The 20,075-nt window shown below is 67.0% G+C and carries 24 protein-coding genes; 9 read left to right on the forward strand and 15 right to left on the reverse strand.

Going from position 1 to position 20,075, the window contains the following annotated elements; translation table 11 throughout:
* Nucleotides 1-296: 296 nt before the first annotated feature.
* A complete protein-coding gene (locus tag ACFY3D_RS26860) occupies nucleotides 297-1,544 on the reverse strand; it encodes a cellulose binding domain-containing protein (RefSeq protein WP_389983967.1) in 1,248 nt (415 codons plus the stop codon).
* Between the two features lie 804 nt (nucleotides 1,545-2,348).
* Between ACFY3D_RS26860 and ACFY3D_RS26865 the strand changes: the two genes are divergently transcribed.
* The 3 genes from ACFY3D_RS26865 (at nucleotide 2,349) to ACFY3D_RS26875 (ending at nucleotide 4,252) form a co-directional block, all read left to right on the forward strand.
* Nucleotides 2,349-2,798, forward strand: a complete 450-nt coding sequence (locus ACFY3D_RS26865; protein ID WP_389983970.1) for an SRPBCC domain-containing protein — start codon at nucleotides 2,349-2,351, stop codon at nucleotides 2,796-2,798.
* On the forward strand, nucleotides 2,795-3,133 hold the full coding sequence (locus tag ACFY3D_RS26870; protein ID WP_350946000.1) for a metalloregulator ArsR/SmtB family transcription factor: 339 nt from the start codon (nucleotides 2,795-2,797) through the stop codon (nucleotides 3,131-3,133). The genes ACFY3D_RS26865 and ACFY3D_RS26870 overlap by 4 nt, the downstream gene beginning before the upstream one ends.
* A gap of 309 nt (nucleotides 3,134-3,442) precedes the next feature.
* On the forward strand, nucleotides 3,443-4,252 hold the full coding sequence (locus tag ACFY3D_RS26875) for an SDR family NAD(P)-dependent oxidoreductase (RefSeq protein ID WP_389983973.1): 810 nt from the start codon (nucleotides 3,443-3,445) through the stop codon (nucleotides 4,250-4,252).
* Between the two features lie 497 nt (nucleotides 4,253-4,749).
* Here the strand turns inward: ACFY3D_RS26875 and ACFY3D_RS26880 are convergent, their stop codons facing one another.
* The 3 genes from ACFY3D_RS26880 to ACFY3D_RS26890 all read right to left on the reverse strand — a co-directional run bounded on the left by ACFY3D_RS26880 (nucleotide 4,750) and on the right by ACFY3D_RS26890 (nucleotide 5,966).
* A complete protein-coding gene (locus ACFY3D_RS26880) occupies nucleotides 4,750-5,244 on the reverse strand; it encodes a hypothetical protein (RefSeq protein ID WP_389983976.1) in 495 nt (164 codons plus the stop codon).
* Nucleotides 5,241-5,531, reverse strand: a complete 291-nt coding sequence (locus ACFY3D_RS26885) for a sigma factor (RefSeq protein ID WP_389983979.1) — start codon at nucleotides 5,529-5,531, stop codon at nucleotides 5,241-5,243. Before ACFY3D_RS26885 ends, ACFY3D_RS26880 begins: the two co-directional genes overlap by 4 nt.
* 303 nt (nucleotides 5,532-5,834) lie before the next feature.
* The gene (locus ACFY3D_RS26890; protein ID WP_350946004.1) at nucleotides 5,835-5,966 is read right to left on the reverse strand and encodes a hypothetical protein; all 132 of its coding nucleotides are present in this window, start codon (nucleotides 5,964-5,966) and stop codon (nucleotides 5,835-5,837) included.
* A gap of 437 nt (nucleotides 5,967-6,403) precedes the next feature.
* Here ACFY3D_RS26890 and ACFY3D_RS26895 point away from each other — a divergent pair, with 437 nt between their 5' ends.
* Nucleotides 6,404-7,144, forward strand: coding sequence for an NPP1 family protein (locus tag ACFY3D_RS26895; protein ID WP_389983982.1), 741 nt, complete (start codon nucleotides 6,404-6,406; stop codon nucleotides 7,142-7,144).
* Nucleotides 7,145-7,206: 62 nt separating this feature from the next.
* On the opposite strand, the gene ACFY3D_RS26900 is transcribed toward ACFY3D_RS26895, so the two are convergent.
* The gene (locus ACFY3D_RS26900) at nucleotides 7,207-7,797 is read right to left on the reverse strand and encodes a TetR family transcriptional regulator (protein WP_389983985.1); all 591 of its coding nucleotides are present in this window, start codon (nucleotides 7,795-7,797) and stop codon (nucleotides 7,207-7,209) included.
* A 3-nt stretch (nucleotides 7,798-7,800) separates the two neighbouring features.
* Nucleotides 7,801-8,724: an MBL fold metallo-hydrolase gene (locus ACFY3D_RS26905; RefSeq protein WP_389983988.1), complete on the reverse strand. Its 924-nt coding sequence runs from the start codon at nucleotides 8,722-8,724 to the stop codon at nucleotides 7,801-7,803.
* Nucleotides 8,725-8,778: 54 nt separating this feature from the next.
* Here ACFY3D_RS26905 and ACFY3D_RS26910 point away from each other — a divergent pair, with 54 nt between their 5' ends.
* Complete coding sequence (locus tag ACFY3D_RS26910) at nucleotides 8,779-9,219, forward strand: helix-turn-helix transcriptional regulator (RefSeq protein WP_350946006.1); 441 nt, start codon at nucleotides 8,779-8,781, stop codon at nucleotides 9,217-9,219.
* A gap of 10 nt (nucleotides 9,220-9,229) precedes the next feature.
* Nucleotides 9,230-9,640 (forward strand): VOC family protein, encoded by a 411-nt coding sequence (locus ACFY3D_RS26915; RefSeq protein ID WP_389983991.1) that lies wholly within the window; start codon nucleotides 9,230-9,232, stop codon nucleotides 9,638-9,640.
* Between the two features lie 52 nt (nucleotides 9,641-9,692).
* Here ACFY3D_RS26915 and ACFY3D_RS26920 read toward each other — a convergent pair whose 3' ends face one another.
* A complete protein-coding gene (locus tag ACFY3D_RS26920) occupies nucleotides 9,693-10,562 on the reverse strand; it encodes a dihydrodipicolinate synthase family protein (RefSeq protein WP_389983994.1) in 870 nt (289 codons plus the stop codon).
* 70 nt (nucleotides 10,563-10,632) lie between these two features.
* Between ACFY3D_RS26920 and ACFY3D_RS26925 the strand changes: the two genes are divergently transcribed.
* Nucleotides 10,633-11,721 (forward strand): LysR family transcriptional regulator, encoded by a 1,089-nt coding sequence (locus tag ACFY3D_RS26925; RefSeq protein WP_389983997.1) that lies wholly within the window; start codon nucleotides 10,633-10,635, stop codon nucleotides 11,719-11,721.
* Between the two features lie 157 nt (nucleotides 11,722-11,878).
* Here ACFY3D_RS26925 and ACFY3D_RS26930 read toward each other — a convergent pair whose 3' ends face one another.
* The 6 genes from ACFY3D_RS26930 to ACFY3D_RS26955 form a co-directional block, all read right to left on the reverse strand.
* The gene (locus ACFY3D_RS26930) at nucleotides 11,879-13,297 is read right to left on the reverse strand and encodes a M20/M25/M40 family metallo-hydrolase (RefSeq protein WP_389984000.1); all 1,419 of its coding nucleotides are present in this window, start codon (nucleotides 13,295-13,297) and stop codon (nucleotides 11,879-11,881) included.
* A gap of 63 nt (nucleotides 13,298-13,360) precedes the next feature.
* Nucleotides 13,361-14,059 (reverse strand): TolB family protein, encoded by a 699-nt coding sequence (locus ACFY3D_RS26935; protein ID WP_389984003.1) that lies wholly within the window; start codon nucleotides 14,057-14,059, stop codon nucleotides 13,361-13,363.
* A 74-nt stretch (nucleotides 14,060-14,133) separates the two neighbouring features.
* Entirely contained in the window at nucleotides 14,134-14,784 is a 651-nt protein-coding gene (locus ACFY3D_RS26940) for a LysE family translocator (RefSeq protein ID WP_389984006.1), read from the reverse strand.
* Nucleotides 14,785-14,948: 164 nt separating this feature from the next.
* Entirely contained in the window at nucleotides 14,949-15,155 is a 207-nt protein-coding gene (locus ACFY3D_RS26945; RefSeq protein WP_389984009.1) for a DUF397 domain-containing protein, read from the reverse strand.
* 63 nt (nucleotides 15,156-15,218) lie between these two features.
* The gene (locus ACFY3D_RS26950; protein WP_389984012.1) at nucleotides 15,219-15,419 is read right to left on the reverse strand and encodes a DUF397 domain-containing protein; all 201 of its coding nucleotides are present in this window, start codon (nucleotides 15,417-15,419) and stop codon (nucleotides 15,219-15,221) included.
* Nucleotides 15,410-16,237, reverse strand: a complete 828-nt coding sequence (locus ACFY3D_RS26955; RefSeq protein ID WP_389984014.1) for a helix-turn-helix domain-containing protein — start codon at nucleotides 16,235-16,237, stop codon at nucleotides 15,410-15,412. Before ACFY3D_RS26955 ends, ACFY3D_RS26950 begins: the two co-directional genes overlap by 10 nt.
* A 491-nt stretch (nucleotides 16,238-16,728) precedes the next feature.
* Here ACFY3D_RS26955 and ACFY3D_RS26960 point away from each other — a divergent pair, with 491 nt between their 5' ends.
* Nucleotides 16,729-17,205 carry a hypothetical protein gene (locus tag ACFY3D_RS26960; protein WP_389984017.1) on the forward strand — a complete coding sequence of 159 codons (477 nt, stop codon included), beginning with the start codon at nucleotides 16,729-16,731 and terminating at the stop codon, nucleotides 17,203-17,205.
* Between the two features lie 10 nt (nucleotides 17,206-17,215).
* Here the strand turns inward: ACFY3D_RS26960 and ACFY3D_RS26965 are convergent, their stop codons facing one another.
* On the reverse strand, nucleotides 17,216-19,174 hold the full coding sequence (locus ACFY3D_RS26965; RefSeq protein WP_389984020.1) for a hypothetical protein: 1,959 nt from the start codon (nucleotides 19,172-19,174) through the stop codon (nucleotides 17,216-17,218).
* Between the two features lie 70 nt (nucleotides 19,175-19,244).
* A complete protein-coding gene (locus tag ACFY3D_RS26970) occupies nucleotides 19,245-19,553 on the reverse strand; it encodes a hypothetical protein (protein ID WP_389984023.1) in 309 nt (102 codons plus the stop codon).
* 208 nt (nucleotides 19,554-19,761) lie between these two features.
* Here ACFY3D_RS26970 and ACFY3D_RS26975 point away from each other — a divergent pair, with 208 nt between their 5' ends.
* A complete protein-coding gene (locus tag ACFY3D_RS26975) occupies nucleotides 19,762-20,058 on the forward strand; it encodes a hypothetical protein (RefSeq protein WP_389984026.1) in 297 nt (98 codons plus the stop codon).
* Nucleotides 20,059-20,075 lie beyond the last annotated feature (17 nt).

Raw genomic sequence — 20,075 nt, forward strand, 5'->3', positions numbered from 1 at the left:
CTGTGCGATGATTTGGCGCAGTTTGCGTGGATCGCAGAGTATTGCCCGCCGGTAGCGACGCTTCCGGTCGCTCCCGCCGGTCGTTCGTCAGATCACCACGCCCCCGAGGCCGCGATCATCTATCACCTTGATCCACTTTTGCACCAGACTCTAGTCGCGGTATGCGGTGGCGAGGTCCTTTCTCCGCGACCATCGTGACGCGGGCGGGGCTCCTGTCATGGAGAGATGGATCGACGACGCCGGGGGGAAGGGACGGTGGCATCTGGCCGTGATGCTCACAGCGCGCCGAACGGGTGTCAGGGGCGGCTGCTGCAGGCGAGGGAGGGGGACGACGGCGTGCCGCCGGCCAGGAAGCCGAAGGTGGTCGTGCCGGAGGCCGGGATCGAGCCGTTGTAGGAGGCGTTCGTCACCGTTATCGCGGAGCCGTTGGCGGCCAGGGTGCCGTTCCATACCTGGCTGACCGACTGACCGTTGCCCAGGGTCCATCTGACGGTCCAACCGCTGATCGCCGAGCCGCCCGCCGTCACCGTGACCTCGCCCTGGTAGCCGCCCGGCCACGAGTTCGTGGTGCGGTAGCTCGCGGTGCAGGCGCCGGGGGAGGGGGAGGGCGACGGAGTGGCCGAAGGTGAGGGTGACGGGGTGACCGAAGGCGAAGGGGTGACCGAGGGCGACGGCGAGGGTGACGAGCCGCCCGGCGGCACGTACGGGCACTTGCTGCGGTACATCGAGATGCCGGTGGAGTCCATCAACGGACACAGGAACTGGGTGTACCGGGTGTCGTTGTCAACGAAGATCTTCAGCCACGGGATCAGCGTCCGCATCTCGGTCGTGTTCGCCCTCGTCGCGAACAGGTGGTCCACGCCGGTTATCTCCACCCAGGCGCTCTGTGCCGAGGCCGGGAGAGTGCTGTACAACCCGTTGAGGTAGGACTGCGTGACCACCGTGTCCCTCTGCCCGGAGATGAACATCAAGGGCACCCGGTTGTCGGCCAGGCTCAGGTTTCCCGTGGGGGAGCCGGGTGCGAGCCCGACCACGGCCTTCAGCGAGGGCCGCCGGAGCGCCGCGGTGAGGGCGCCGGCGCCACCCGCGGAGTGGCCGACGACCGACAACCGGCTGGGGTCGACGCGGTCACGCACCGAACTCCGCTGGGTGAGGTAGTCCAGCGCGGCGAGCAACTGGGTCGCTCGGGCGTCGGCGCCGTCGGTACGGCTGTTGGTCTCGATTCCGATGACGACGAAGCCGAAGGACGCGAGCCAGGGACCCATCCAGGCCTCTTCGTCGGCGAACCGGGCGGAGTAGCCGGGCACGATCGCGACCGCGCCGAAAGTCCCCTGGCCGGTGTCCGTCGGATAGTAGATCACCCCACCGCCGAAGCCGTTCCCGGCCGGCAGACTGACCTGCGCGGTGGCGAAGGTGCCCCTGGTGGCGGCCACGCCGGCCAGGGTGGGATCGGGACCTCGCTGATAGGGGTTGTCGGCGGCCGATGCCGGCCGAGTCACGACGATCATCGCGAGCAGCCCGAGGACGACGACCGCCGCGGCCATCGCACGCTTCCGCCACCCGCTCTGTGGCCCGGGCTCCGATCGGACACTCTGGGCGGCACAAGGCTCCGGAGTCTCACTCACACGTCGTCGCACTGTGGTGTTCCTTCTCTTCGGGATCAGTACGTGACGGCCATCGCCGAGTGGCCTTCGGCGCGGCGGCTCCGCACCGTATCGGTCGCCTCCTCGTCCCGGCGCCGAAGCGCGTACGACAGGGGCGTCGTGATCGGCGGCCTCTTCATCGCCGACCGGCAGCGGAGACCGCTCCGGGGACTCAGTGTGGAAACATCTGTGAAACGTGTCAAGATCCGTGTAAAGCCGTCGATGACCCGCTTTGGGGGTACACGCGCCTTATGGTGTGTCGGCACGGGACGCCGGCGAATGAAAGCACTTGAAACTTTCATCGCAATCATGGAGCCGGTCGGGTGCGGACCGCTGGCCGCCGAAGGCGCGCACGGCGACCCGGAGTTCCACGGACCGGTGGACCGGCACCGTCACTCCACCCTCGCCAGGGCTGAGGGGAGAATCCCGAGCGGATCATGAACCGGCCTTCGGTGAGGCCTTGGATGACCGGCGTAGCGTGTGCAGGCGCGATGGGAGTTCTGAAACCAGGTCGGCCAGGTGTGCGCCCCCTCCGGGACAGGCTGTGAGAGCGCTGTCCCGGAGGGGGGCGGTCAGAGTCTCCGGTAGTGGACGGCGACTGGAATCGGCGTCGACCTCGGAGGCATCATGCAACATAAGGTTGCGGGTTGGCGGTGCGGTCGCTAGAGTCATGCGCAACCGATGGTTGCCTATTGGAGGTTCGTTGTGGAGTTCGGAAAGCTGGAGCGCGAGATCCGTATCGACGCGGCACCGGAGATCGTCTTCGATGTGGTGAGCCGTCCCGAGCACATCAAGATGTGGTGGTCCGAAGACGCGTCGTTCGAGCCTGAGCTGGGCGCGGTCGGCGAACTGGTGTGGGACGAGCGCGCCGTGGTCGAACCGATCACGGTGGTCACCGTGGATCCGCCCCGTACGTTCGCGTTCCACTGGATCGCTCCCGGTGGTCGGTTGCCCGACGCGGACAACTCTCTCCTGGTCACCTTCGAGCTCGAACCCTCCGGCGACGGCACGATTCTGCGCGTGACCGAGAGCGGTTGGCGGGAGAAGGGCTGGGAGGCCGCCGTGCTTGAGGCGGCCTTCCACGACCACGAGCGCGGCTGGGACTTGTTCCTGCCCAGGCTGCGGGACTACGCCCCTTCCGTGGTGGCGCGATGACCGTCGCCGTCGACGACGAACTCTGGTCGGCGATCGGCGATCCGATCAGGCGCCGCCTGATCGACCTGCTGCTCGCGGAAGGAGTCGGTACGCCGACCAGCCTGAGCGATCGTCTCCCGATCTCACGCCAGGCGGTCACCAAGCACCTGGCCGTCCTCGATCGCGCGGGACTCGTGCACGCGACACCGATGGGCCGCGAGCGGCGCTACGAAGTCGACGAGGCCCAGCTCGCCCGCGCCGTCCGGCAGTTGAACGAGGTCGGCAGGACCTGGGATACGCGACTGAACCGCATCAAGCGCATCGCGGAACAGATCCAGCGTCAGAAAAACGACTGACCGACAGGCCGCTGGGCGAGATCTCCGGCGACCTCCTCGATGCGGTCGAGCTTGGCCCGGCCTGAGTGGACGGCTGTCGTCCTCGCCGCAGGTCTTCGCGGCCGATGTGGGCCTCGAGGTGAGCTCCCATGCCGGTGGCATGGCGATCGGCGCCTTCACCGCCTCGTCTGCGGCGATCTCCATGTCGGACGCCTGGGCCACAGGCTTCCTGAAGCCTGCGGTAACCGCGGCCGCGACAGAACGCGCGGCGGTGTGACCATCGAGCCGGCGTAATCGTTCGAAAGAATCGATCATCCCTGGGGGACGCATATGAATGCATTGCTGCTCGAAGGCAAGAACGCTGTGATCTATGGAGGCGGGGGCGCCATCGGCGGCGCGGTCGCCCGGGTGTTCGCCAGGGAAGGCGCGAGGGTCTTCATCGCCGGGCGGACGCGGGCGAAGCTCGACGCCGTGGCGCGTGACATCGCCGTCACGGGCGGAAAAGTCGAGACCGCGCAAGTCGACGTTCTCGATCAACAGGCGGTCGAAAAGCACGCCGACGCGGTCGCGGAGACGGCCGGTGGCATCGACATCGCCCTCAACGCCGTGAGCGTCATGCACGACCAGGGGACTTCGCTGGCGGACCTCTCGCTGGAGGAGTTCATGCGGCCGATCGACGGTTTTCTGCGGACACTGTTCATCACCAGCAAGGCTGTGGCACGGCACATGGGCCGCGAGCGCCCCGGCGTCATCCTGACCTTGTCCGAGCCGGGTTCCAAAATGGCGGTGGGCGGCATCTTGGGGCACAGCGTGAGCGCGGCCGGCAAGGAGGCGTTCTCGCGGGTCCTAGCCGCGGAGCTGGCACCCGGCAACGTCCGGGTGATCGGCATCCGTCCCCACGCGGTCGCCGACGCACCGGCGGCGGGTTCCTACACCAAGGACCTCTTCGAGCAAACCGCGGCGGCGGCCGGACAGTCGGTCCAGGAATTGCTCGAAGGCGGGATGGTGCAGGGGACGCTTCTGAAGAGGTTGCCCACACTCTCTGAAATCGCGGAGACGGCCGCGTTCCTGGCCTCAGACCGAGGCGGAGCCATGACCGGAACAATCGTCAATCTGTCCGTCGGCGCGCTTGTCGACTGAGACTGCTATGCCGGAAAAGGCCGAGCTGCGGCCTGAACTCGCAGTTGTGAGAGTCAGGCGTGCGGACGTGCGTCCCCCCGCAGGTCGGCTGCAGGAGGTGGGGCCTCGCCTGACAGTGAGGATGGAGGTGAACGCCTCCCGGTGAGGTCTGACTCGTCGCCTGACGAACCATAGGAGCATCCCCAGAGCCGAGCCTGTCACGGTGGTCGGCCGAGCGGAGACTTCCCGTTCTCCGCTTCCCTGTCAGGGCGGCAAATCGTGTGACAGCAGCTGCGATGTACGTCCGGCCGCCGGTTGGTAGGCCGACGCGTTGACGATCTCCCGTAGGGAGCCTTCGACCGGACGACCGCCCGGCTTGCCCCGCCGAGAGCGGCGGGGCAAGGACTTCTCCCGCGATATCGGACAGGCGGCGCGCTTCCTTGTCGTCGACGGCCCCGTGCTCCACGACAAGTCACCACGCCATCAATATCCTCATCCAGGGATTTTTCGCACAAGCTCTATTTGCTGCTCACGACTCCAGGAAAGAGCATGTGCGGAGACACATCCGGGTAGCGAGCTGTTTGTCGGGCCCGGCCGGTATTGATGTCGATCGCATAGCTGCTGCGCGATCCTCCGTTGTGCAGGTAAAAAAGGGTGACCTCGGCTCTGTTCCGCCAGAGGGAGGTGTCGAGGACGCCGCCGGCCTTCGGCAGGCCGCGGATGGTCACCTTCCGGATGGTCCGCCCGGTCTTGGCGTCGAGGAGGGTGAGCGAGTGCCTCTCCATGCCTCGCTTCCCGAACTCGAAGGCGGCCACCGTCCGGCCGTCCGGGGAGAGCTCACTGAACATGATGAACACGCCGTCGAAGCGCACCGGTGCGCCTCCACCGGTGACGGGCATCAGCCACAGGTCGGTCTTGCGGTAACGGACCAGTTGGGCGACGCCGTCCTTGATGCCGATCGCCTCGTACTCGCCGGGTATCGACACCGTTTTGCCGGTGCGCATGTCGATCAACAGCCCGGGTTCCTTGAAGAGGCACCGCGTTCAGGTGGATCGGCGCTCGGTAACTCAAGATGCGGCCGACGCCGCCAGGAGATGTACTGGTTGACCAGCGCCTTGCGCGTATACGCCTCGGGACTACCGCTCCTGGACAGCTTGGGCCAGTGCCCCACGATCTTGATCAGGACGCTCTGCAACAGGTCCTCGGCGAGATGGGCGTCTCCCGTCAGCAGGTACGCGGTCCGCATCAGCGTCTGCTGGCGGGCGAGCACGAACTCGCGGAAGCCGTCATAACGATCCACTGTGATCTCCTCTCGCCCGTTCCCAACGCGACTCATCGGGCGAAAGGTTGCAGTCTTTTCTCTACGCCTTTCTCTATGACGAAAGCGACCCGCCACGGCGGATCGTGGCACAGGCACTGTTCACAGCCCGATGTGTTTCTCCGGTAAGGCGTGGCGAGATCGGGACGGACCTGTGTGCGGGCGGGGGAGCCGAGCTCTGGGGTGGTCGACCGGGTGACGACCCCCACGCCTTCGGTGATGTGTGCAGCCTGTCGTACGACCTGAGGTGGGGGCCGACCCGTGAGAGCGGCCCCCGTCCCATGGTTACGGCAGGGCGCAGATGACCGCGTCGCGCCAGTCGTAGTTCATCCAGTCGTAGTCCGGACGGTGACCGCCGGTGACGCCGGCGAGCTCGTTCTCGTCGAGCTCACGGGCGGTGGCTGTGAAGTCGTTCATCTTCAACACTCCTTTTGGATGGCGAACCTTGTGAGGGAATGCTCCCAAGGCGGGCTTGCCTTCCACTTGGGGATGACTTTGCTGATCTTCGTTCCCCGCTCCGCGGCAGGCCCGCCTACCGACCGCCGCCTGTGGTTCACCTTTCGGACCTCGCCGATACGTATCGGCGCCATTTGGTCCGTAGACCTTGATCAAGCGTCGGTTCCATGGTGCCGTGAAAGTGCGAGGCGTGCTCATGTCGGCGCGGAGAACACCGCCGGCGCCCCAGCACGCCGAAGCGCCGTCAGGTCATGAAGTCAGTTCTTCGAGAAGGCGGAAGAATGCGAAAGCTGTCGTCATTCACGTCCACCGCGAGGGCATCGAAGTCAGCGACCACGTCAGAGAGGAGCACATCCTCCCCCACGTTCTTCACGCGCAGGCGTTCGCGGCTCGGGATCGTGTTCGGCGTCGCCGCGCTGGGGGTCGTGATCCCCGCGTCGGCGGCCCATGCCGCTCCGCCCGGCAATCTGCCTCAGTCGGCAGGAGGGTACGAGTCCTCGTTCTCGCCGGCCTACGACTACGACGGCGACGGCTGCTACGCCACTCCCGCCATCGGACCGGACGGAACCCTCGCCGGGGGGCTGAACCCGACCGGCGCGGTGAACGGCAACTGCCGTGACCAGTCGGACCTGGACAACTCGCAGACCTACGCCCGTTCCAAGTGCAACAGCGGGTGGTGCGCCATCGTGTACGCCAGCTACTTCGAGAAGGACCAGGCGCTGCCCGGCATCAGCCTCGGCGGCCACCGGCACGACTGGGAACACGTCATCTCCTGGGTCAACCAGGCGTCCAACCAGGTGGAGTATCTCTCGACCACGCAACACAGCAGCGTGGTGACCTATCCGCGCTCGCAGGTGCGCTTCGACGGGTCGCATCCCAAGGTCGTCTACCACAAGGACGGGTTGTCCACGCACTTCTTCCGGCTCGCCAACGGCAATGACGAGCCGCCGGAGAACCACTACCACGACTGGCGCTACCCCCCGCTCGTGGACTGGAACGGCTGGCCCAGCACCTCGCTGCGCGACAGGCTGATGAACGCGGACTTCGGGGCCGCGACGATCAAGATCAATGACGGCAGGTTCGGGGACCTCCTCTCGCGGGCCAAGCCGAGCGGCATCCCCTTCGACCCCTGGGCCTGACGAGTCCGTCTGTCGAGACGGCCGCCTGATCGTCGGACACCTGATCTCTCGATGTGGCGGGATCAGGTGTCCTTCCGGGGAGTCTCCTGGGCGACGATGGCGGTGAGCCGGACGGCGGCTTGCCGGAGGGGGGTGGTGTCACGTCGCACTCGGGAGAGCAGGAGAGCCCCTTCGATGGAGGAGAGGACGAACGCCGCCAGCTCTTCGGCCGTGTCGTCGGGGATCTCTCGTTCGCGGAGGTGAGTCGCGATGAGGGTGATCCAGTGCTGGTAGCCGTGGGCGCAGGCGGCTTGGACCTGGTCGCTGTCGGCCGCGACCTCCAGGGCGACGGTGGCGAGCGGGCAGCCGTCGCGGAAGCCCGACCGCTGCAGGAAGTCGCCGAGCAGGTCGGTGATCTCGGAGATGGCCGTGGCGGGATCGTCGGCCTGGCGGAGGGCGTCGTCGATGGCCCGGCCCCACTCCTGCGCGGCCCGGGTGACCGTTTCGGCGGCGAGTTGCTCCTTTCCCCCGGGGAAGTGGAAGTACAGCGTCCCCTTGGGAGCCTCCGCCTCGGCCAGGATCTGGTTGACGCCGGTGGCGTGGTAGCCCTGTCGCTGGAACAGGGTCTGGGCGGTGTCGAGGATTTGTCGCCTGGTCTGGCCTCGCGGTGCCATGGTCTACTCCGTGACCGGTTCGGGAGTGAGGTCGCCGCGATCCGGTGGAGCGGGCGAGGTGCCGCCTGCGGGGCTGCTCGACGGCTCGGGGGAGAACGCGGACCGGGCACGGTCGAGTTCGGTCTCGTCGTGTGCGCAGAAGATGTCCACCGCACCGGTGCGCGCGAGTTCGTTGAGCCGGTGAAGGTTGTCGAGGCGTGTGGCGCGATCGTCCTGCATCAAGGTCTGGAACAAGTCGGTGGCCGGTGGGCAGGAGGGAGTGGAAGCCATCTGGGCGTGGTTGAAGTAGGCGTCGCCGGCGTGCAGCAGCCACCGCGCCGTGCCATGGGCGCTGTGGCCGGTGTCGACGGCGACGCCGGCGTGCCCGCGCGTGTGCCCGGCCAGCGGCACGAGCAGGATCGAAGGTGGCAGCCCCGGCAGGTCACGTACCGCTGAGAAGCCGAACCAGTCGTCGCCGCCCGCGGCGTGCGTCACCCAGCCGGGGCCGTGTGCCCAGTGTGAGGGGTGGTAGCGAGACCGTTCCAGGGTGGTGAGCGGACGCCGGGCGGCCTCCAGCTCCGTCGCGTACAGGTGGACCTTGGCGTTGGGGAAGTCGCCGAGCCCTCCCGCGTGATCGAAATCCAGGTGGGTGAGCACGATGTGCCGGACGTCGCCCGGCTCGTAGCCGAGCCGGGCGACCTGGTGCACGGCTGTCTCCTCGGCGGACAGCAGGGGGCGTACCAGCCGCCGAAACACCGTGTTCAGTCTCCCGGGGTCCCGTACGTCGCCCATGCCCAGCCCGGTGTCGACCAGGACGAGCCCGTCGTCGGTCTCGATCAGCAGGCAGTGGCACACGTTCCGCGCGTAGGTGAGCAGGCTGCCGGTCCCGCTGACCAGGCGTCCGCCGATGGGACGCATGGTCCCGCAGTTCAGGTGATGAATCCGCATGAGCGAACTCTACAGACTGGTCTAGTAATTTTCTACCTCGGATACCCTCGTCCCATGGACCAGTCACACCTTGCCAACCTCGCGCACCTGCGCAGGGCGCGGGATCTGATCGACCGGGAGTACGCACGTCCGCTTGACGTCCCGACGATGGCCCGCCACGCGCTGATGTCGCCGGGACACTTCTCCCGGGCGTTTCGGGCGGCCTACGGTGAGACGCCGTACAGCTACCTCATGACCCGGCGGGTCGAGCGGGCGATGGCGCTGCTGAGAGGGGGCATGAGCGTGACCGACGCGTGCATGGCGGTCGGCTGTACCTCCCTCGGCTCGTTCAGCTCGCGCTTCACCGAGCTCGTGAAGATGACGCCGAGCGCGTACCGGGCCCAGGAGCACCGTGCGGTGCGGGCGATGCCCGCCTGCGTGGCCAAGGTGCAGACCCGGCCGACGAGGAACCAACAGGTCAGGATCGGAGAAGTGGTTCGCGCCACCGCCATCTAGCGTTGACCACATGACCATCTCTCTCCAGTACTGCCACGTCACCGTCAACGACCTGGACGGATCGCTCGCCTTCTACCGCGACGCGCTCGGTCTTGAGGTGCGCAACGACGTCGCCTCGGGCGGGTTCCGCTGGGTCACCCTCGGCAGCGCCTCCCAGCCCGACCTTGAGATCGTGCTCTCCGAGCCGCACGCCGGCCGGTCCCAGGCCGACGGCGACGCCCTGCAGGAGCTGCTGATCAAAGGGGTCCTGCCCATGACCGTGTTCCGCACCGACGATGTCGACGCGACCTTCGAGAAGGTGCGCGACTTCGGCGCCGAGGTGCTGCAGGAGCCCATCGACCAGCCCTGGGGCCCGCGCGACTGCGCCTTCCGCGACCCCTCCGGCAACATGGTGCGCATCTCGCAGGCGCCCAAGGCGTAACCACCGCGAGAAACACGCGAACGACGGCTTTCCCGACGGCGCCGGTTCCGATTCACGGACGGAGCGGCTGCCAGGACGCCAGCGCCGCCGCCACCGTGTCCGGGGAGGCGGCCAGCAGCGGCAGCCGTACGGCGGGAGTGGGGATGTCGCCCCGCGCGTGCAGCACGGCTTTGATCACCGTGGGGTTCGGCTCCGCGAACAGCCGGAGCGAGAGCGGCGCCAGACGGTGTCCGAGGGCGCGCGCCTCGGACACGTCACCGGCCCGCCACGCGGTGACGAGCCGCGCGAAGTCGGCGGTGGCGACCAGCGCCGAGGCCAGAATTCCGCCGTGCGCGCCGAGTGCCAGCAGCGGCGAGATGTGCGGATCGTCGCCGCCGAGGATCCCGAACCCGGGAGGCGGGTCGGCCAGCAGTTCGATGCTGTCGTCGGTGATCGCACCCGGGGAGGACTTCAACCCGGCGACACCGGGGATCGCGGCGAGCCTCCGCAGCGTCCCGGCCGACAGGTGCTGGCCCGTGCGACGTGGCACGTCGTAGACGATGAGCGGTACCGGGCTCAGCTCGGCGAGGTGCGCGAAATGCGCGAGAACGCCCTCCTCTCCGGGGCGTACGAACGGGGGAACCACCGTGAGCGCGGCGACGACCTCCGGGTGGTCGCCCAGCCGCCGCAACGCCTCGGCCGTGGCGGCGCCCACCATGAGCGGCGCCGACCGCTCCCGGCAGACCCGGGCCGTCACCTCGACCACGGCGCGCTTCTCCGCGTCCGTGAGCGCGCCGGATTCCCCCGTGGTGCCGAGCGCGACCAGACCCGTCGCGCCGTCGTCGAGCAGCCGCCGCGCGAGCAGCTCCAGTGCGCCGAGGGCCACCTCGCCGGAGGTCTCGAACGGAGTGATCAATGGGACGTAGAGACCGTTGAGCGTCATGGGGCCATCGTCGCGCGATCAAATATGAAGAACCAGTTCCGATTCATAAAGGCATGCGTAAGCTGATCTTATGCTTGACGTTCGCAGACTGCGGCTGCTCCGCGACCTGGCCAGACTCGGCACCATCGCCGCGGTGGCCCAGGTTCACACCTATACGCCGTCGGCCGTCTCCCAGCAGCTCGCGGCGCTGCAACGGGAGGCGGGGGTGGCACTGCTGGAACGGACCGGTCGCAGGGTCACCCTCACCCCGGCGGGCGTCGCGCTGGTCGAGCACACCGAGACCGTGCTCGCCGAACTGGAGGCGGCCGCGGCCACCCTCGCCGCCGCCCGGTCCGGCCTGATCGGGACCATGCGCATCGGAGCCTTCCCCACCGCCGTGCACACCCTGCTACCGGCGGCCCTCGTCGCGCTGGGCCGCGACCATCCGGGGCTCGCCCTCATGGTCACCGAACTCGACCCGGCCGCCGCCCCCGACGCGCTGCGAGAACGGCACCTCGACGTGGCGCTGCTGCACGACTACGACCTGGCACCCGTCGAGCCCGACCCGACGCTCGACTCGACACCCCTGCTGGAGGAGACGGTCTTCCTCGCGGTTCCCTGTGGCGCGGCGCTCGATACGACGTCGCGGCCGGATGAGACGATCCTCCCCGGGCTTCCCGGCGCAGCGGAGACCACGGCACCCGCCGATCCGGCCGGCGCCGGGACATCCGCGTGTTCGGTCGGCGCGACGGCAGGCGCGTGTTCAGCCGATACGGAGGGCGCCGTGGCGGCCGCGGATCCGGTCGACGACTTCCGTGACGCCGACTGGATCGTGGCCTCACCGGGCACCCTCTGCCATACCGTGGCCGTACGCGCCTGTCAGGCGGCGGGATTCGCGCCGAGGGTACGCCACCACGTGGACGATTTCACCGCCGTGCTCACCCTGGTCGCCGCCGGCCAGGGGGTCGCCCTGGTGCCACAACTCGGCGCCGGCCGCCTTCCGGACGGCGTGCGGCTCCTGCCGCTGCGGGCACGACGCAGGACCCGGATCGCCTACCGCCGAGGAGCCGCCGAGCACCCCGCGGTCGCCGCGTGCGTCCGCGCCATCCGCGCCGCGACCGAGGACCACCTGGGAAAGGCCCGGATCGGCGGGCGGACGGAAGCGCCGGGAGTCGCTTGAACGGCTGTCCGGCGCGGGTGGGACAGTCGTCTTCCGGCTGCCGTCACAGCCTCACCGGGGGACCGCCCGGGCGACGACGGCACCGGACGGGTACGGGCGGCCGAGCAGCCTGACCCGGACCCGCGGCCTCCCCGGCGCAGGTCGTCGCGATCGGCGGTCAGTCGCGGGCGTGCGCGTCGAGGATGTGGGCGACGGCCTCGGTCACCTGCTCGGCGAACGCGAGGTTCAGCCACTCGTCGGGCACGTGCATGTTCGAGTCGGCCCCCAGCGCGCCGGTGACGACGAACTGCGCGTTCGGATAGCGCCGGCCGAGCATCTCCATGAACGGGATCCCGCCGCCGATGCCGAAGGCGCGGCACGGCTCGTCGAACACCCGGTCACCGACCTCCTCCAGCACCGCGGCGAGCCAGGGCGCGGCAGCCGGAGCCTGCCAGCCGTTCAGCACGAGGAAGTCGCTCACCTCGACCTGCGCGCCGTACGGCACGTCGGTCGTCAGGATCCTCACCAGCGCGGCTCGCGCGGCCTCGGCGTCGACCGTCGGCGGGGTCCGGAAGCTCAGCCGCAGAGACGTCGAGGCGCGCAGCACGGCCCCCGCCACGGCCGGGTCCGGGAGCCCGGCCGCGCCGATCACCGACAGCGTCGGCCGCCAGGTGTTGTTGAGGATGAGTTCGACGTCGTCGTCCGAGACCGCGCGCATTCCGTCGACGAGAGGGTATCGGCGTGCGGCGGCTCCCGGCTCCAGCGCGGCGAGCGCCTCGGCCCTGGCCCGCGACTCCTCGGGGATCGGCACGTTCATCTCGGGGACGGTGATCTCGCCCGTCACGGAGTCCTCCACCCGGTCGAGCAGCCGGCGCATGACGCGGAAGGAACTCGGCACGATACCGCTGGCGACCCCGGAGTGCACGGACGTCTCCAGGACCCGCACCGTGACGGTCGCCTGCACCGCGCCTCGCAGGCTCTCGGTCAGCCACAACCGCTCGTAGTCGCCACCGCCGCCGTCCAGGCAGATCACCAGGGACACCTCACCGAGGCGGTCGGCCAGATGCTCCAGATACCGGGGCAGGTCCGGGCTGCCGGACTCCTCGCCGGTCTCCAGCAGCAGGACCGCCCGGGCGTGTTCGCCGCCCGCGGTCTGGATCGCGGTCAACGCGGTCACCGCCGCGTAGCCCGAGTATCCGTCGTCGACCGCGCCACGGCCGTAGAGCCGTCCGTCGCGCACCACCGCTCGCCACGGTCCCAGGCCGTCGGACCAGTCGCCGAGCGGGGGCTGCTTGTCGAGGTGGCCGTAGAGCAGCACGGTGCCGCGTGCCGTGCTGCCGGCGGTCGCGGGAACGTCCACGAGAAGCAGCGGGGCGCGGCCGTCGAGCTGGACGACCTCGCACCGGGCACCCGGCAGACCGCGCGACGCGATCCAGTCCCGTACGTGGTCGGCGGCGGTTCGCAGATGGCCATTCCGCTCCCAGTCGGCGTCGAAGGCGGGCGACAACGCGGGTATCTCCACCAGGCCGGAAAGGCTGGGCAGCACGTCTTCGTTCCAGCCCTTGGTGACCGCTTCGCGAACTCTTCCGTAATCCATGGCCGAAGCATGTCACTCGGGGTCGCCGTGGCAGGACGCCGACCACGGTCCGTCAGTGGCCCGTCAGTGGCCCTTCACCACGAACCGGCCGGTGAGCGGGCCCAGCTCCACGACGTACGTCCCCGCACCGCTCCGGCGCGCCTCGAACGAGAGCCGCACCGCCTTGTCGGTGCGGACCTGGACGGTCTGCCGCCGCTCGACCTCACCGTTGACCCGCAGGACGGCGTCGTACCCGCCCGACTTCTCTCCCACGTTCCTCACCCACGCGGTGATCCGCACCGGGTGGCCGGGACGGGTGGTGGACGGGCCGACGTCGAGACCGGTCAAGGCGAAGCGGGGCTCGGGGCCCGGGGTCCGGTCGTGGACGAAGACGTCGGACCTCCGGTTGGTGTCGTCACCGACGAGGTTGGCGGAGGTGCTCTCGAAGGCGACGTACCGCCCGTCCCCGCTGATCGACGGTATGCCCGCCGAGCCGTCACCCTCGACGTCCTTGGGGCCGGCGGAGATCCGCCTGGTGGTGCCCGCCTTGACGTCGCGCACGTACACGTCCGTCCGCCCGTTGGTGTCACCGTCGGCGAGGTTGGTGGCATAGGTGTAGAACGCCACGGTCTGCCCGTCGGCACTCAGTGACGGGGCGAAGGACCAGTCGTCGGCCATGCTCCCGTCGGACGCCGCCGACGCGAGCCTCCTCGTGCCGGTCTGCCGGTCGTGGACGTAGATCTGGTACCCCTCAAGCCCGCCACTCGCGGTGAAGACCACCATTTGAACGGGTATTCGCCGCGGATGGTACAGCCGTCTTCGGGCGGTTTCGGTCGGTGAGGGAACAGCCGTCGGCGTCAGCGGGTCGCGGCGGCCACGCGCAGGCCGAGGACGATGAGAACGGTGCCGTTGACGGCCTCCAGGCGGCGACGGATCACGGGCCTGCGGAACCACGCGCCCGCGCGTCCCACCACCGCGGCCAGGGCGAGGTACAGCACGATCTCGACGGCCACCTGTAGGAGCGCGAGGAGTGCGGTGGTGGAGAACAGCGGCTGGTCGGCCGGTACGAACTGGGGGTAGAAAGCGATCATGAAGGCCGCGATCTTCGGATTGGCGAGCATCACGAGGGCGCCCTCACCGAAGGCCCTCCACCAGCTCTGCCTCAGGCTGGGCGAGGTGTCCTCTGTCGTCTCCCGCACCGGTCCGGCCTTCCCGATCCGCCACGCGGTGCGCCATGCCTTCAGCCCGAGATAGAGCAGGAAACCCGCGCCGATCACACGGAGAACGACGAAGGCCACCTCGGAAGCGGCCACCAGGGCGGCGAGGCCGGCCGCGGCGAACAACGCCCAGGCGTACAGACCGGCCTCCAGTCCCAGCACCGTCGGCACCGCCCCCCGGAAACCGTGCAGCGCGGCACGACGCAGGATCAGCGCCATCGCGGGACCAGGTGACGCCGAGATCAGCACGACGGCGACGACGAAGGCGGGCAGGGAGGCGACGAGGTCCATGAGTCGAGCATGCTCGCGTCCGCCTCTTCGGCTCAACTCTTTTCCGGGCGGGGCCCGGATCTCGGTGCCGAGGGTTCGGCAAGCACGACATGAGGCCCGGCAACGCGGTCGCGCTGCCGGGCTCCGGCCGGGACGGATGGCCGTCGCGCCGAAGGGATGAAAGCTCAGGTCAGAGAGTCGAACTCGCCGGTCTTGACGCCGCCGACGAACGTTTTCCATTGGGTGGGGGTGAAGAGCAACTTGGGGCCGTCGGGGTTCTTGCTGTCGCGAACGGCGATCACTCTGGGCAGGTTGTCAGCCACCTCAACACACTGGCCGCCGTTGTCTGAGGAGCGCGATGATTTTCGCCATACTGCGTTACTTAGGTCCATTCCCGCTTCACTTCCTCGATCTTCTTGAGGGGTGCGTGCCGATGGTCCTTGACTGTGGCGGAGCTAGTGGTCGAAGTCGCCGCTCTTGATACGGCGGACGAAGGTGTCCCACGCGGTGGGGGTGAAGAGCAGTTTGGGGCCGTCGGAGTTCTTGCTGTCGCGAACGGCGATCACTCCGGGCAGGTTGACGGCCACCTCAACACACTGGCCGCCATTTCCGCCGGAGCGCGATGACTTCCGCCACACTGCGTCACTTAGGTCCATTCCTGCCTCACTTCCTCGATCATTTTGAGAGACACGCTCTCAGGATAGGCCCAGAGGCGGATCTTCTCATAGCGCTTCCAAATTGCCGTCACGGAATCACGATCAGTCGTGACATGTCCTGCGTCTGACGAGTCCAGGTGGACGGCATCTGGCTTCTCGTGGGGAAGCTCAGCGATCATGAATGCACCCATAAGTCCGGTAAGGCATTCCGGGCTGACGACCTGGATAGAGATGGTTGGCCTCTGGGTGAGCTCCAGCAGATGGCCGAGCTGTTCGTGCATCACCTTGGCTCCGCCGACCTTACGGTGTAGCACACCTACGTCGATAAGGATGAGGAGCGAGAAAGGAATGTCTCGATCGAGAATTTTCTGTCGCTCTATACGATTTTTGACTCGTTCCTCAATCTCCTGTGAGGTCGTCTGAGGCTCCTGGCTGAAGATATGCCGGGCATAAGACTCCGTCTGGAGAAGACCCGGGATGAGGAGGGGGTCCCAGGATCGCAGAACGAGCGCAGTGGGCTCGATCTCCTCGACCCAGCTCTGGAACCAGACCGGGCCGCCAGGTTGGGCCAGGATGCGCTGGCGGAGCCGGGTGAAGGCGTTGCCATCAGCCGTTTTGAAGAGCCGATCCAGCCTTTCGGCGTCGGACTTTGAAGGTGTGCGGCTGGCGCTCTCCAGTCTACTGACCTGGGTTTGCGTACACCCCAGTCGGGAGGCCACGGAGGACTGCGAGAGCTGAGCTTCCTCCCGCAGTCGGCGCATCTCGGCACCGAACTGCACGCGGGGAGATCCAGGATCGAGAGATGGCGCCGCATCCATTGTATTTCCTCCCGAATTAGAAAAAATGGACTTAATGGTCAGCTGGCGGATTGACTCCAATCCAGGTAGACCAACGGCTGTCATCATCCGCTCTAGCCTGGATTGCCGATCCGGTAGTCGGTCGGCTACCGATAAGGCATTCTAGGCACAGTAATCCTCTTCGTGAAAGCGTTGACAAGAAAGTGGTAAAACGCTTTCTCGGTCGGAGGTGAATCGGGTCGGAGATGAATGAGATAGTCCTCTTTTGGTCTCCTGCCGCGAGCGTCGGAAAGCATTCGAAAGGTGAAGGCATGACGACGAGCGAGCAGTCGACCGCGTGGCTCACTGCTCTGGACCGTGAGGGTATTCCTCTGTCCTGGTTGATGACGGCGTTCGGCGTGACCTGGCAACTCCCCATGGTTGACGAACGAGTATGGGAAGGGTGTGGCGAAGGTGGGCCGAGTGGGTAAAGATTGGTACGTCCCGGCGTCCACTCTCCCCGGAGGTCCTGAATGTGCTCCACCCGGCTACTCGCCATCGGTCTGGCGCTGACGGTGGCGGCCTCGGGGTGTGCTTCCAGTCCTTCCCTGAAGGATGCGGCAGCGGAGCTACAGAAAGACACTCAACGCCTGGAGGTCGACGATGTATTCAAGAATCCACTAAAAAAGCTACGCATACTACAACGTCCCGATAAGGACATACCCTGCGACAAGGGTAAATTCATGCGAGTTTTGCGAGCTACAGCTGACTATGAGCGTAAAACCTCCGACGTGGATAGCCACCTTGACTTAGCTCAAGGGTTGATGGAAAACACACTTTCTCGGATTCTTGGATACGAGCTGGAATATGATCTCAGTCAGGCGGATGTCGAGGAAGGGCGATTTATTTACGGCACGAAGAAGGGGGCGGAGATAAAGGTGAGTGTATTCGTGAGTCCAGATGCCCCTACGTGGAGGTTGCGGGCAGTGACCGCCTGTCTGTCGCCCTAAGGAATCCAGCTCAGTCCCAGATTCCTATCTCTCCCTTAGGGCGCTCGTTGGCCTGGTTACTTGAAGCGTCCTCGACTTTTTCGTCGAATTTTTTGTTGCTGTCCATCCAGCGTTCGTAGGGAGTCAGCTTCTCTTGTAGTACTTTCTCCCATTTTTGGTCGCCTCCAGCTTCTCGCTTAGCCTCGGCTGCGAATTCGTCATATGCCTTGAGGTTCCCTGTGCTCTTATTGACGATTTCAGCAGGTGGGTCACTAGCTGGATAGTCGGCATCGTGAAGGAGGCGAGCCATGTCGTATTTCAGCCGTAGAACAAAGTCCGCCCGAGCGCCGGTAGCTTCTTCTACCCGTGTTCCGACTCTGTCAGTCACGCCATCGAGGACGGCGCCGGCGCCATATGTTTTAGCTAGTTCCCATCCCGCTGTGACGACATCACCCGCGATGGGAATCCCGTCGATTCCGAAGGAAACGGTGTTCTTGAGGATGTCGCTGACCAGGTCGTCGAAGGCGTCCATCTCTCCGCGAACATCCAGAGTCGCCTTGAACTCCAGACCGGCCAGGTCACCAAACATCTTTGAGGTTTGCTCGAAGTGACTCCCCTCTGCTTGCGCGTCCAGACGAGCCGCTGCCGTCAGCGCATCGTGACGGAACCGGGCCGCCGTCGCGTCGAAGTCGTCGGTGAGTCGTTTGTCTCCGACGAAGGTCTTCAGGAAGCGGAAGGTGTCGCCCGGGCTGAGGTAGAACCCTGGGGTCACGGGAGGAAGGTGAACCCAGTTCTCCGGGACTCCCATTCCGGAGTCGCGGTAGACGGCCTTGTCGAAGCGGGCACCCGAGGCCAGTTCGTGGATGTAGGACTTCGCGATCACGCTCATGGAGTCCCAGGCGCCCCTGGGCAGGTCGCTGCCGAAGGAACCGGCGACCGTTATCGCGTCCAAGGCGAAGGCGGCGGCCTCCGGGCTGTGCTGACCGGCTTTCTCGGTCGTGGCCTCGGTGCCCGCTTCCATCGCCCGGCCGAAGGCGTCGGCCACCTCGTCTCCGGTGCCCGCGCTCTTGGCGCGGTCGAGGAACAGTTTCATCTTGTCGACCTGGCTGAGCTTGACGTCGGCCCCGCCCATCTTGGCGAAGGCGTCCCGTACGGCGAGACCGTCTCCGTCGAGCACCTCCAGGCCCATGGCGACCAGGTCGGAGGGCAGGCCGTACGCCTTCGTCTCGGCGGGCCCGCCGGCGCGCCAGTCCTGCCGGGGCTTCTTCGCGAACTCGTCCAGGACGAGCGCGCGGGCCGCCGCGCTGCGGACGGAGGATGGGGCATTGGCGCCGCTGAGCAGCGCGAGCCGGTTCCAGGCGGCGGCCTTGCTGTCGGTCGGTTTCACCAGGCCTTCTCTGACCTTGGAGAAGGCGGGGACGAGGGCGGGGGCGTTCAGGGCGGCGCCGAGGGCCTTGCTGAAGGCGGCGAGGTCTTGCTTGGCGGTCTTGCTGCCGGTGACCGCGATGAGATTGGGCAGGCTGTCGCGTATCTTGGGGGAGAGCAGGGCGAAGAAGGCGGCGGCGGCCTGGGGGTTTTCTGCGAGTTTGGCGACGTCGTCGATGTGCTCGTGGATGAGCTTGGCCTGCGACTCGCCATGGAAGTTCGCCAGGATGTCCTCGCCGTACATCCTGGCCAGCCCTTGGGCGAGCTCGAAGTCCTTCAGCTCGTCGGGGAGCCGGATGAGCCCCTGGCCGCCCGCCGTCATCGAGGCTGCGCCACCCGTGCCACCCGCGCCGCCCAGCTCAGGGGCGCCGTTGCCCAGGGTTTTGATCAGGTCGATCCGGCCGTGGAGCATGGAGACCTGCCTCCCGGCCCAGTCGGCGATGTCGGCGATCTCCCGCAACGCGGGGGTACTGATCCCGTACCGGCCGAGTTTTTGCTCGAACTCCCTGGTGAACGTGGTCAGCCGGTCGGCTTCGCCGCGCAGGGAGGTGGCGAGCTGCCCCATCTGGTCGGGGTCGATGCCGCAGAACTCGGCGGTCGGTGCCATGGAACGTTCCCCCTCGTGGTCGTGACGGTCACGTACGTCCGGCCATCTCCCTGCGCATGGCGTCCGCCTCGGCCTCGGTCACCAGCGGGGGAGAGCGGCGCAGCTCCTCCTCGACCGCGTCCACCACGCGCTGGGCGAGCCGCCCGAGGGATCGGCGCCGCTCTTCCAGCTCATTGGTCCAGGTGGTGGCCGTCGGCCCCGTCCACACCTGTCCCGACCGCATCGCCGAGGAGGCGCGCTGGTATGCCTGCCGCACCTCGTGAGCCCTGTCTTCGGCCTCGATGAGCAGTTGTCTCAGCCGTTCGTATCGAGGACTGGGCACCATCCGCTCGGCCACGCCACCCCCGCCCTTTTCGTGACCCCGTGATGAAGAAAAATTCGCATACCAGAGTAGGTATTGATCGTCTAAGTCGGCAAGTCCCGTACCCGGTCGGCATCGCGCTTTCACCGATAGGGCCGAGGCCGCGTGAGCGGACGGAACTGATATTTCGGTCATTCCTCTCACGCTGCAACGACTACTCCACCAAACACCATCGGAGTTACGGATGACGCTGTTCGAAAAGCACATCGACGCGATAGAAATCGCCGTCAAGGCCGCGTACTGGATGTGTTTCTTCGCCGGTTTCGTGCTGCTCCTCGCCGGTCACGTGACCATGCTCATGGCGATCGCGATCGGCGTCATGTGGCTGTCTCGCGTCACTCTGCGCCATATCCGGGCGATTCGGACGCGCTGGGACGAGCAGGCCGCCGAGGAGTCGGAGATACGCCGTGAGCAGCGGCACCTGAACCGCGAGCGAGAGTTGCGTCTCCAGATCCGGCGGCTACAGCAGCCGGACCGTTGATCTCCTGCTGTCGTTCC

The sequence above is a fragment of the Streptosporangium sp. NPDC000509 genome, from assembly GCF_042898365.1.
Taxonomy (GTDB): Bacteria; Actinomycetota; Actinomycetes; order Streptosporangiales; family Streptosporangiaceae; genus Streptosporangium.